Source organism: Lishizhenia sp., assembly GCF_033720595.1.
Taxonomy (GTDB): domain Bacteria; phylum Bacteroidota; class Bacteroidia; order Flavobacteriales_D; family Crocinitomicaceae; genus Lishizhenia.
Genome location: NZ_JAWWCF010000005.1, coordinates 21,482 through 33,982 on the forward strand (window position 1 = coordinate 21,482; position 12,501 = coordinate 33,982).

The following is a 12,501-nucleotide window of genomic DNA, read 5'->3' on the forward strand; positions in this document are numbered from 1 at the left end:
AAAAGAGTATAGAGAAATTTTAATTCATTGAATCCTTGAATTGAATAACTCCTACCCTTCTCCAAGTATTTTATCTGCCAACACATCACTCAGTTTAAAATAACTCTCATGTGTCCACCCACCAACATGTGGAGAAAGAAGCACCTTATCACTTTCTAGTAAAAACTTAAAATCATCCGGCATATCACTAGAGAAGATATTTTCAAAAGAAGCCTTTTCAAATTCCAACACATCCAAACACGCTCCTAATATTTGCCCTTCGTTCAGGGCCTTTCTTAAAGCACTTGTTCTTACTATTTTCCCTCTTGATAAATTGATCAAATAAAAAGCTTTTGCAAAAGCATTGATGAAAGCAGTATCTACCCAAAATTTTGTTTCTTCATTTTGAGGTATATGTAAACTTAACACGTCGGCTTTGGCTTGTATTTCTTCCATAGAACTTTCTTTTACAAAGGCATCTCCAAATCCAGTTTTGTATTTATCGTAAGCCAAAACCTCCACATCAAAGCCTCTCAATTTCTTAGCAAATGCAGCACCATTGTTTCCATAACCAATAATCCCTACTGTTTTACCGTCTAGCTCTATACCGCGGTTTCCTTCTCTATCCCAAATACCTTTTCTTATTTCTAAATCTCCTTTTTTAAGATGATTGAAGAGCGACAAAAGCATACCCAGTGCATGTTCTGCTACCGCATTTCTATTTCCTTCGGGAGCATTGTGTAGATGTATTCCTCTTTTTTCACAGTAAGAGATATCTATATTTTCCATTCCTGCCCCCGAACGTGCTATAAACGATAGTTCTGTAGCGTGCTTTAAAAATGCTTCATCCATTGGAAAACGCGAACGAATAACGAGACCTGTAGCGTCGGTAACCTGCGTGACACATTCTTCCTTTTTCAATTCAGTTGCATCTATACAGTTATACCCTGCAGCGCTTAACCTATCCCATAATACAGGATGTACAGTATCAATAAAAACAACTTTTTTCGCCATAGTATGAAGAGATAAATATTTGCATTAATAAGCCAAACAAAGGTAGAAAAAGCAATCATCTTTTGCATAGCGGAGAAGTTCTACTTCAATTCGGTTTTAAAAAACAATATAACAGACTTCCATTTTTAAATTCTTATTTTTTGCGTAACTTACACCCTAAACACATCATGTTGAAACACTTAACAAGAGAACAACAACAGATGTACACAAACATGTATGAAGAAAAGTAAAAAATTTCTACTCACGTTTATACTCATTTTAGGCTTGATGAATGTCTTGCTCTTAAGTTTAAAATTGAACGTTGAGGTAAAATACTTGGTCCTCTTTTCCATTTCAATTTTCCTTTTGGTTGCATTATTTTATGTTTTTATTTTCAAATTTAAATCGCGAAAGAAAAGACAAATGCAAATTTCCAAGGGGCAGCAATAAAAGGACATTTGACCAATATTCCTGAAATATGGGAGGCTTGATTTCTTTGGGTTTAGCTTTATTTATTTACCTTTGTTCGTTTTAAATTTTGAATTTGGATGTGGTTTAAACTTTCTCAATTAATCTTAAGAAATCGTTTCTTAATCTTGTCAATATTGTTCCTGGTAACGGTAACAATGGGCTACTTTGCGGCAACCAGCCTTAAACTAGATAACAAGTACGGAAACATGCTCCCGAAAGAGAGTCCTGCACAAAGCAAGTATTTGAAGTTTAAAGAAATGTTTGGTGAAGATGGTGGAACCCTTGTTATTGCCATCAAAACTGATAGTTTATATACGGAGGAGAATTTCAAACTGTGGAAACAGTTGGGAGATGATATTGCACAAGTAGATGGAATTGAATCTGTACTTTCTGAAGCAAGTTTATTTACCCTTGAAAACAATACGGAAGCGCAGAAATTCGAAGCTCACCGCATTTTCACGGATACCACATACCAAGAAAAATCAATTCAACAAATTAAAGAGGAAATTCGTAATAACCCACTTTACGATGATCTTCTCTACACGAAAGATGGCCACGTTTCCCTCATGATGATAGGGGTAAGTGAAGCATTCCTTGCCAATCCTAAGAAAAGTGATGTGGTTGTTGATGTAGAAAAAATGGCAGAAGAATTAACGCCAGTTTTTGGAAAAATTCACTTTGCCGGACTACCCCACATTCGAGTAATCATTGCCAAAAGAGTAATGAGTGAAATGTACATATTTATTGGTTTAGCAATTGCTGTAACTTCTTTATTACTTTTCATTTTCTTCAAATCATTTAGAGTTGTAATGTTCTGTAACTTGGTGGTATTTACCGCTGTGATTTGGTCCTTAGGTATCATCGGTATGCTAGGTTTCAAACTATCGATAATGATGGCCTTGATTCCACCATTGATGATTGTAATTGGAATTCCGAATTGTATCTTCTTACTTACAAAGTTCCACCGAGAGGTCTCTTTGCACGGTAACAAAACCAAAGCACTCTCGCGCGTTATCCAGAAAATTGGAAATGCTACTTTCTTAACGAACTTAACAACAGCCTTAGGGTTCTCAACCTTCATTTTCACCAACAGTGAAAAATTAATTGAGTTCGGTATCATAGCTTCTGTGAATATTTTATTGGTATTCGTATTATCTATTACCATTATCCCTATCGTCTTCTCTTTGGCCAAAATGCCAAAAAATAGACACCTTTCTCACTTAGACAGAGACTTCACTAAAGGCTTAATGACCAAATTAGCCCACATCGTATCTTCTCGAAGAACGAAAGCGTATTGGGTTACTGCAGTGATTGTTGCACTTTGTGTTTTTGGAATGACACGTATTGAAGCAACAGGAAACCTTACGAGTGATTTACCGAGTGATGACCCTATTTTATTGGATGTAAATTTCTTGCAAAACAGTTTTGGTGGCGCCATTCCTTTCGAGGTGATGGTAGACTATAAAAATGAAGGAAGATTACTGAAAACCTCTACAATGAAAAAGATAGAGGAAGTTCAAGAAGTATTTGCAGCAGATACGATGTTCTCTAAATCACTTTCCTACATTGATGCGATCAAGGTGATTAACATGGCTTACTACGGAAATAATCCAAGTCAATATAAAATCATTAATAACAGAGATAAAAGAAGATTGAAGACCTACATGGATTCTATGAATTTATCTCAAAATAACAACACCAACATATCGCTTAGCGAATTAGTAGATACAAGTAGAACTACGCTTAGAATCCGTATGCAAGTGAGAGATTTAGGTTCTTACGAAATCGCAGATAAGGTGGATACTATCCGTAGAAAAATTGACAATATCTTAAACCCAGACAAAGCAGAATACGAACGTTTGTACGCTGCCTATGAAGCCGGTGATAAAGCAGTATTAGATACTTTAATTCTAGAAAACTCTGGCATCTACAATGGCGTAACGGCGAATTTATCCAATGGAAATGACGAATTGCAGTATGCCTTTGATATGAACCCGGAAAAAATCAGAGAATACTACGACAAGGTAGAATTAAAAACAGCCTTGAGAAGTGCAATTGATGAGGAATATTTCGGTATAGACATAACAGGAACTTCTGTAGTAGCTGCTGAGGGAACACAATACCTAGTAAAGAACTTACTAACGAGTTTAATGATTGCGATTGTAATTATTGCTGTGTTAATGTCTCTCTTGTTTAGATCTTGGAAGATGGTTGTTATCTCATTGATACCTAACTTTATTCCTCTTTTAACAACAGCAGGTATTATGGGATTCTTCCAGATTCCTGTAAAGCCTTCAACGATTTTAGTATTTAGTATCGCCTTTGGTATTTCTGTAGATGATACCATTCACTTCTTGGCGAAGTATAGAATGGAATTGAAGTCAAATCATTGGGATTTAAAACTATGTGTAATGAATGCCTTGAAGGAAACCGGTGTAAGTATGTTCTATACTTCCATCGTATTATTCTTTGGTTTCTCTATGTTTGCCTTATCTCAATTTGGAGGTACACAAGCATTAGGATTATTGGTTTCGTTAACCTTATTAATTGCGATGACAACGAACCTTGTAGTGCTTCCATCGCTTTTACTAACTTTAGAAAAACGTGTTTCTTCGAAAGCATTTGAAGAGCCATACATACAGATTTACGACGAAGAAACAGACATAGACTTGGATGAGCTAGAGGTTGACAGAACTACGGCCATCGACTATGATCCTTCGGAGGAGTTAGACAAAACTTAAACCGCAAAAACTATGAAGGGAATTATTTTAGCAGGAGGATCAGGTACTCGTCTGCATCCATTAACATTGGCTGTAAGTAAGCAGTTAATGCCTATCTACGATAAACCCATGATTTACTATCCGCTTTCTATTTTAATGAGTGCGGGTATTAAAGATATTTTGATCATTTCTACACCTCACGACATGCCCAATTTCAAGAAGCTTTTGGGAGACGGGAGTCAGTTAGGATGTAATTTCCAATACACCATTCAGGAAGAACCCAATGGTTTAGCCCAAGCTTTTGTTTTGGGAGAAGAATTCATAGGTGATGATAAAGTTGCTCTTATATTAGGAGACAACATTTTCTACGGTGTAGGAATGGATGAACTACTCAAAGAGAACAATTCACCAGATGGTGGTGTTGTATATGCTTACCATGTGTCAGACCCTAGAAGATACGGTGTTGTAGAATTTGACGAGGACATGAATGCTGTTTCTATTGAAGAAAAGCCGGAGCATCCAAAATCTAATTATGCCGTTCCAGGTTTATATTTCTATGATAATGACGTAATAGAAATCGCCAAAAACCTAGAGCCATCTGCACGTGGAGAATATGAAATCACAGATGTGAATGCTGAGTATTTGCGTCGTGGAAAATTAAAAGTTGCCGTATTAAACCGTGGAACAGCCTGGTTAGATACCGGAACTTTCCCTTCCTTAATGCAAGCCGGACAATTTGTTCAAGTAATTGAAGAAAGACAAGGCTTAAAGGTAGGATGTATAGAAGAAGTAGCCTATAGAAACGGCTTTATAGATAGAGAACAATTGGAAAAGTTAGCCCAGCCCTTAGTTAAGAGTGGTTATGGTGATTATTTAATGCGCTTAAAAGATTAGATGAATACAATTTTAGAATACCAGGGAATTTTAGAGAATGAGATTCAGAAAATTTCCTTTCCGAAAGAACCCGCGAACCTTTATGACCCATTAACTTACTTTCTTACCCTAGGAGGAAAGAGAACAAGACCAACTTTGGCGATGTTAGGGGCTAATCTTTTCGGAGAACCTGGTATCAAAGCTTTAAATGCGGCCATTGCGGTTGAATTGTTCCACAATTTCACATTGATCCATGATGACATTATGGACGATGCTCCTTTGCGTAGAGGTATGCAAACTGTTCACGAAAAATGGGATACTAACGTAGGTATTTTATCGGGTGACGGACTTTTTGTTGTGGCTTATCAATATTTGGCAAAACACGATGTTGATGTTTTACCTCGTTTGTTAGAAATCTTCTCAAAAACAGCTTTAGAAGTGTGTGAAGGTCAACAAATGGATATGGACTTTGAAACACGCGATGACGTAAGCATTGATGAGTACATAGAAATGATACGTTTAAAGACATCTGTTTTGTTAGGTGCAGCCTTAGAAATGGGAGCTACTATCGCGAAAGCAAGTAAAGAAGACGCACAGCACATTTATGATTTTGGAATGAATATAGGACTAGCTTTCCAGATTCAAGATGATATTCTGGACCTCTATGCAGATCCTGATAAGTTTGGAAAACAAGTAGGTGGAGATGTTATCGCCAACAAGAAAACATACTTACAACTTTCAGCTTATCAACATGCTAATGAAGTTACTCATGGTACACTTAAAAGCTTAGAAACAGAAACAGACTTAGTAGAAAAAGTAAGTCAAGTACGTTCTATTTTTGATGAAATTGGTGTCCGCGAAATGGCAGAGCAAAAGAAGGATGAGTTCTACCAAAATGCACTTACAGCCATGGAAAAAATTAACGTTCCAGCAACTAACAAGGAGAACTTATTAGGATTAGCAAAAATGCTAATGAGCAGAGAAGTTTAAAAGAAAATACTATTCAAAAAAAGCCATTCCCTTAATGAGAATGGCTTTTTTGTTATTCAAGGATTCACTAAAAAACTCAAGTAAGAAGGAATTCGGCCTTGTAAATGAAACTTTATTTTTCAAAATGAAAGCTTAGGAAGTTCGTTTAGCTCGATAGAGATCCAACGAACGAACTTAGTTTTCATGAAGAAAAAGGAAGTTTTAGTTACACAGCCTAGCGTTTTCTTTGGTTCGTTTCTTTTTGGCAATGCAAAAGAAATGAACAAAACCCAAGCTACGAAGCCATTACTAAAAAGGCTTATAATTCACCTCTACCTTCGCTTTTAGCTGATTCAATAAAGAATACAGTCCAAAGAAAGTACGCATGATATAAATGGCATCCCTACTTCCTCTGGCGTTATTCATTTTTCTTAGTTCTTTATCTTGTGACAAATCTTCTCCCATCCCATAGATCTTTTGAAAGAAATCATCATTGCCAAAATCAAAACTATCTCCGTGGAAAGGTTGAGCAAGCAAAGCTACACTTTGAATGATCATCGCTTTGAGTTTCTTTTTCTGCTCAGGAGTATCCTCTGGTCTGTAGAAATTCATGTTCTCGAAAATTACTTTCAACTCTTCTTCTTTGTCCAAAATATCCGGACGTAACAATTGAAAGTAATTCGCAGCAAACTCCTCTGGAATCTCCTTTACACAACCAAAGTCAAGTATACATAAATTGTGATTTTCATCCACCAAGAAATTACCCGGATGCGGATCTGCATGCACCATACGTAATTCTTTCATTTGATACATGAAAAAATCCCACATACTCTGCCCTACTTGATTTCTTATTGCCTGACTCGGATTTGATTTGATAAAATCAGGAAACTTCTCTCCCTCTAACCAATCCATAGTTAGTACCCTACGGGCACTTAAATCCTTGTAATATTTAGGAAATCTGGTATGCGCTATGAAGCTACATTTCTCTGAGATGAATTGAGATCGATTTAACTCTAACTCGTAATCCGTCTCTTCTATCATTTTGGATTCTACCTCCTCCATGTACATCTCCATGTCAGCAGCCTTCATATTCAAGAGTTTCTTTGCCAAAGGTTTGATCATCTTTAAATCAGAACTAATGGCATCACCTACTCCCGGATATTGAATTTTCACAGCTAACTCTTTGCCATCTTTGGTGGCCTTGTGCACCTGACCAATACTTGCTGCATTTACCGCTTCTTTTGTAAACGTATCAAATAGCTCATTGGGCTTTGCTCCCAATTGTTTCACAAAAGTTTTCGCTATCAACGGAAAGGACAAAGCAGGAGCACTGTATTGCGACAAAGAAAACTTCTCTTGATAGGCAGATGGTAGCATTTGGTTGTCCATACTCATCATTTGCGCCACCTTCAAGGCACTCCCTTTCAACTCACTTAAAGAAGCATAAATATCTTCCGCATTATCGTGGTGTAACTCGTCTTTGGTCAGATCTCTATTAATGGATTTCTTCGCGTAATACTTAATATAATTACCACCCACTTTAGCACTGGCTCCCATTATTTTGGCCGCGCGCTTCACTTTAGAAACGGGTATTTTACCCTGGCCTTCTTCCTTGCTCATTTTACAGTACTTTAGTTTTTATAGCAAACTTTCCAAAATCTAACATTGCATCTAACGGACCTTTGCCTAGTAGGTCAAACGCCAAGTTCACCGATTTCTCAATAGCCGCATCCGTGGTTTCAAAATCATCTGATTCATCTTTCAACCATACTCTATACACATAGGTGAAAAGCAAATAGAAACCTTTTGAATAATGATCAGATATATAAGGACGGTTTACCACTTCCTCTTCATTTCTCGCTTCCATTAAAATTTGTTCTACCCTTGCATTCAACTGAAGAAAGAAATCTTTCCAGTCATCCTTAAACTCTTTCAATACGCGAGGATCTGTAGAATTATACTTGTGCAACAAATAGCTGCGTTCCATTTTCAAATGTTCAAACAATGTAAAATACAGGGCCAACAATTTTTCTCTGGCGCTAAATGATGCATAGTTTTCGTCTTCATCCAATGCTTTTAAGGTTTGATCTACCAACTGGCGAAGAAACACTTTTTTTAATTGTTGCATGCTCGAAAAATGAGCGTAAAACTCACTTTCTTCCACCTCTAGTTCTTCCGTAAATTCGAATACTGAATGCGGTGGTCGACCCTTGGTCAATTCAAACTTTTTATAGGCTTTTAGAAGTATAGATTTTTCCATGACTTTTCTTTTTAAAACAAACGCTTTCAAGGAATTGTTTAGTATTTCAAGATCTACTTTTAACATTAACTAACAATTGAAATTAAAAGACAGGTAAATGAAGGAATATTAAATATTTGAATCACTAATATGTCTAACAATCTAAAAGTCTAACATTTTAAATGTCTATGATTACAAATAATCAATCCCTGTGAAGTAGCACCCTATATATCCATCGAGTTTTAATAGTTATCTCTATTTTAGAAGCATGAAAAAACATGTACTGTACCTTTCTTATGATGGTATGACAGATCCTTTGGGTCAGTCGCAAGTATTGGCTTACCTCAAAGAACTCACGCAGTACGATTTTGTTTTTCACCTCATCAGTTTTGAGAAAAAAGACAGGTGGGAACAACATGGTGATTTTATTCAAAAATTTTGCGATGAAGCCAAGATACATTGGTATCCACAAAGCTACCGTAAAAAACCACCTGTAGTATCAAGTTTTCTTGATGTAAAAAAAATGGAAAAAGTTGCCCTTTCTATTGCAAACAGATATCCTATAGCTTTCATTCATTGTAGAAGTTATATGTCCGCACTTGCGGCATTATCTATACGCAAAAAGAAAGGAATTGAATTTCTCTTTGACATGCGTGGTTTCTGGGCAGATGAGCGGGTTGATGGTAAGATTTGGAACATCAACCAGCCTTTGTACAAATACATATACAACTACTTCAAGAAAAAGGAAGTGGAGTTTTTAAACACAGCGAAACATACCATTTCTTTAACACAGCATGCAAAAGAGGAAATGTTGCGTTGGAAGCAACTTCATTTACAAGACAAAGACATCTCCGTAATACCCTGTTGCGTTAACACAGACCTATTCAATCCAGAAGTGATTGATGCGCAAAAAACATTTGAAACCAAACAAAAGTTAGGAATAGCAGAGGCTGATTTCATTTTAGGCTATGTAGGTTCGTTAGGCACTTGGTACATGTTACCTGAGATGATGGAACTCTATGCAAACTTGCGGAAAAACAAACAACAACCTGTTTTCTTGTTTGTCTCCAAAGAAGACCCTGAAAACATATACAAACAAGCCCTGAAATACAAGGTTCCAAAAGAAGAAATTGTATTAACCTCTTGCCTCCACCATGAGGTTCCGGAATATGTTTCAACCTTCGACCTATCGGTATTCTTCATTTTACCTGCCTACTCTAAAAAAGCATCTTCTCCCGTTAAACAAGGAGAACTCATGGCGATGGGTATTCCTTTAATTTGTAATGCGGGTGTAGGTGATACAGACAAAATAATTACAGAAGCACAAGCGGGTATTGTTTTAAAAGGAACACAACCTGAACACTTTAAAAACCTGCATTTACCTGAAGTCAACCGTCAGGAAATTATGCAATATGCCAAAGAAAAATTCTCTCTTAAAAATGGTGGTTTGAAGTATTTGTTGGCCTACAAGAAAATGATTTCTTAGATTTCTAGAGAGCTAAATGATCAGTATTAAGTGTGATTACTGAGCAGGAGCGAACAAAAATCTCATTCCATGGAAAAGTTGCTCATCTCGACTCCGATTGATAACCTCAATGAAGACTTTTTAAATCTTCTAATCCTAGGTTTCCGAGCGAAGCGTTGTGGTGAGCCAAGTCAAACTATCGAAGGATAAAATCTTTAAACTCTCAAACATTCAAACCCTCCAACTTCTCGAATCACTCCTCCTCCACTATCCCAACTAAAATCAAACGCATAGGTTTATCAGCTCCTTTGGTATACACATAAACAGATTGCACCAAACGTCCTTTATAATGTGTAGTATCCAGACTTACTGGAAGCTCTATTTTTTGACCGGGTTGCAGGATACTGTCGCTTAATTCAGCCACAACGCAATGACATGGCAATTGTAAACTATCTATATACAAAGGCTTATTTCCCGTATTCTCTAAAATGAATGTTTTATGAATGATTTCTCCTTCTGTAATCGTATCAAATTGATAAATTGGATCTTTCACTTCGAGTTGCGCCTCTTTTTCTAGTGTATCTAAGAACACACTTTGAACCTCAATTTTACGTTCAATGGCGGCAGCCCGAGAATAGATAGAGTTCTTCTTATCATTCGGATTATCACTCGTAAGCGTATTGGCTGTATATTCTCCAAAAGGCACTTCTTCTATGCTTAAATTTCCATCTTCGAAATGCTTTTTGAACTCACCGTTCCCATATTCTTCCAAATAATTCTTCAGAGAAGCTATCCTACGTTTAGTAAGGTTTACATTATAATCAGATTTGGCTAACGGACTGGCAAAACCTTTTACTGTTAACTTAATTTTACGGCCTTTGTTCAACTCTTCCAGTAATAGATCACGGAAAACTTCCAAATCCTTCACCCCTTGCTCTACATATTCGATAAAGAAATCTTCTATATCGTCCTTGGCATCTTGTGCAGCTTCGCCACTTAGCCCCGCGCTGTATTCCTTTTTATATCTATCTAGCATGGCCATGTAATCCTTATAGCTATCGATATAATTTACCCTTGTTGTTGTATCTATAGATCGAGGATCAGGAATATCATTATGGAAATATAAGGTAATGGGCAAACGTTTATTCAATTCCTCTAAAGACTCCTCAGGTGTTAATTCCTCTTCTTCTTGTGGAAGTCTATACATTACAAATACATCCGAACAACAGGTTGGATTTTTACTGTATAAAACTCCCAAACGATTCGAACTTACATAGGCACTATCTCCTGCTTGGAAATAATAAAGATCATTGGCGGGACTGTTTATAGGAGCTCCCATGTTCATTGTTTCTCCCCAACCATTATTGTAATCGGCATAAAACACATCGTAACCGCCAAAACCTTCGTCCCAAGAATTACTGAAGTACAAACGTTGTTTATCTCCATCCCAATAAGGACTTAAATCATTATCTGCTGTATTTATACTCCTCGCATTTCGAGGTTTTTTATATTGATTGCCGTCTTCAATAAAGCTGTACCAAATATCCAATCCACCTTTTCCTTTGTCTCTATCACTAACAAAGAATAACACCTCGTCACCTTCCCATTCCCCTATAAAAGGCATCGTTGTATTCGCATGGGTTTCATTAATAATCTCTCCCAAAGTATCTATATCCGAAAACTTACCCTTTTGTGTATATGCCACCAATATTTTACACTGATAATTTGCACCATTGGCCTTGCACGCCGAAAAATAAAAGCGTTTCCCATCTAAACTAAAGCTTCCGTTCCCCGTGTTATAAGCTTCCAAGGCGAGATCTTCAATTCGTTCACCGTCTTTAAGCCCCTCACCTAGATTTGATCTGTATATCTGGGTAGAATAACTGTCTGCATAAACTTCTTCTTGTGCTGAAATTGAATCTGCTCGCAAAGAGCTGAAGTACAACTGATTTTCATATATACGATGCCCAAACTCCGCATTCTTTGTATTTACACCTTCCGGCAAAGCTTCAAAAATTAATGTAGAAGTATCTGCAATCGCATTTTTTGCCCATAAACAAGATTTAAATTCTTGTCTGGCTTTAGCATAGATGTATTTATTCTTAGAACCCCTATACTTTTTCTTGGCCAACTTAAAGGTCTCCAAAGCTTCAGCGTATTTACCATTTTGCTTTTGCATCAAACCTAAATAGAGCAAGCTTTCTTCGTAGATTTCAGTCTCTTCCCTTTCATACACTTTGGCATAATAATACTCCGCCTTTCTGTAATCTTTAAAAGCGCGTAAAGCCTGCGCATACTTCCAATAAATATCCACGCTGGTAGAATCTATCTTCATGGCCTTTTGATAGTAACTAAGCGCATACACATAATCTCCTTCAGCCACTTTTTGATCGGCGAACGCTACATTTTTTTGATACTCTTTTTGTCCGAAACTCAAAAAGGAAAATATGCTAATCAAGAAAATTATATGAAGTCTGGACATACTCTATGTTTAATGTTTTTAGGTTTGAATCGGGTAAGGATGTAACGAAAACTCAATTCCAAACCACCGCGGGCATTACTCGCCGGAACCAATTGAGAAACATTAATATCGTAGCTAATTCCCGCCCAGATATTTTGCCAATCCATTCCTAAAACTAAGTACATTGCATCTCTATTTCTCAAGTACAATCCGCCGTACAACGCCTTATAATTTCCGTTTCTATTTTCTAAATAGTATTTGGCTTGGGCTCCAAAGATGAGTTCTTTGTACTTTCCTTGCGCATTAAATTGCAGGGAAGGAAGAATATCCC

The 12,501-nt window shown here is 36.9% G+C and carries 9 protein-coding genes; 4 read left to right on the forward strand and 5 right to left on the reverse strand.

Annotated elements, in window-relative coordinates; all coding sequences use genetic code 11:
- Nucleotides 1–51: 51 nt before the first annotated feature.
- The gene (locus R3333_RS00900; RefSeq protein ID WP_318956691.1) at nt 52–993 is read right to left on the reverse strand and encodes a 2-hydroxyacid dehydrogenase; all 942 of its coding nucleotides are present in this window, start codon (nt 991–993) and stop codon (nt 52–54) included.
- 527 nt (nt 994–1,520) lie between these two features.
- Here R3333_RS00900 and R3333_RS00905 point away from each other — a divergent pair.
- The 3 genes from R3333_RS00905 to R3333_RS00915 are packed head-to-tail and all read left to right on the forward strand — an operon-like array spanning nt 1,521 to nt 6,026.
- Nucleotides 1,521–4,184, forward strand: a complete 2,664-nt coding sequence (locus R3333_RS00905; RefSeq protein ID WP_318956692.1) for an efflux RND transporter permease subunit — start codon at nt 1,521–1,523, stop codon at nt 4,182–4,184.
- A 12-nt stretch (nt 4,185–4,196) separates the two neighbouring features.
- Nucleotides 4,197–5,057: a glucose-1-phosphate thymidylyltransferase RfbA gene (gene rfbA, locus R3333_RS00910; RefSeq protein ID WP_318956693.1), complete on the forward strand. Its 861-nt coding sequence runs from the start codon at nt 4,197–4,199 to the stop codon at nt 5,055–5,057.
- A complete protein-coding gene (locus R3333_RS00915; RefSeq protein ID WP_318956694.1) occupies nt 5,058–6,026 on the forward strand; it encodes a polyprenyl synthetase family protein in 969 nt (322 codons plus the stop codon). It abuts the gene before it with no gap.
- Between the two features lie 288 nt (nt 6,027–6,314).
- Here R3333_RS00915 and R3333_RS00920 read toward each other — a convergent pair whose 3' ends face one another.
- A complete protein-coding gene (locus R3333_RS00920; RefSeq protein WP_318956695.1) occupies nt 6,315–7,625 on the reverse strand; it encodes an AarF/ABC1/UbiB kinase family protein in 1,311 nt (436 codons plus the stop codon).
- A 1-nt stretch (nt 7,626) separates the two neighbouring features.
- The gene (locus R3333_RS00925) at nt 7,627–8,265 is read right to left on the reverse strand and encodes a TetR family transcriptional regulator C-terminal domain-containing protein (protein WP_318956696.1); all 639 of its coding nucleotides are present in this window, start codon (nt 8,263–8,265) and stop codon (nt 7,627–7,629) included.
- 247 nt (nt 8,266–8,512) lie between these two features.
- Here R3333_RS00925 and R3333_RS00930 point away from each other — a divergent pair, with 247 nt between their 5' ends.
- Nucleotides 8,513–9,730 (forward strand): glycosyltransferase, encoded by a 1,218-nt coding sequence (locus tag R3333_RS00930; protein WP_318956697.1) that lies wholly within the window; start codon nt 8,513–8,515, stop codon nt 9,728–9,730.
- Nucleotides 9,731–9,962: 232 nt separating this feature from the next.
- On the opposite strand, the gene R3333_RS00935 is transcribed toward R3333_RS00930, so the two are convergent.
- On the reverse strand, nt 9,963–12,167 hold the full coding sequence (locus R3333_RS00935) for a DUF1573 domain-containing protein (RefSeq protein ID WP_318956698.1): 2,205 nt from the start codon (nt 12,165–12,167) through the stop codon (nt 9,963–9,965).
- Nucleotides 12,168–12,172: 5 nt separating this feature from the next.
- On the reverse strand, nt 12,173–12,501 hold a 329-nt coding region (locus R3333_RS00940; protein WP_318956699.1), incomplete at its 5' end, for a type IX secretion system membrane protein PorP/SprF.

Excerpts from the sequence above, each read along its gene's own strand:
- R3333_RS00930 (WP_318956697.1), top strand. The coding sequence starts at position 8,513 with ATGAAAAAACATGTACTGTACCTTTCTTATGATGGTATGACAGATCCT.
- R3333_RS00920 (WP_318956695.1), bottom strand. The coding sequence starts at position 7,625 with ATGAGCAAGGAAGAAGGCCAGGGTAAAATACCCGTTTCTAAAGTGAAG.
- R3333_RS00925 (WP_318956696.1), bottom strand. The coding sequence starts at position 8,265 with ATGGAAAAATCTATACTTCTAAAAGCCTATAAAAAGTTTGAATTGACC.
- rfbA (WP_318956693.1), top strand. The coding sequence starts at position 4,197 with ATGAAGGGAATTATTTTAGCAGGAGGATCAGGTACTCGTCTGCATCCA.
- R3333_RS00905 (WP_318956692.1), top strand. The coding sequence starts at position 1,521 with ATGTGGTTTAAACTTTCTCAATTAATCTTAAGAAATCGTTTCTTAATC.
- R3333_RS00915 (WP_318956694.1), top strand. The coding sequence starts at position 5,058 with ATGAATACAATTTTAGAATACCAGGGAATTTTAGAGAATGAGATTCAG.
- R3333_RS00900 (WP_318956691.1), bottom strand. The coding sequence starts at position 993 with ATGGCGAAAAAAGTTGTTTTTATTGATACTGTACATCCTGTATTATGG.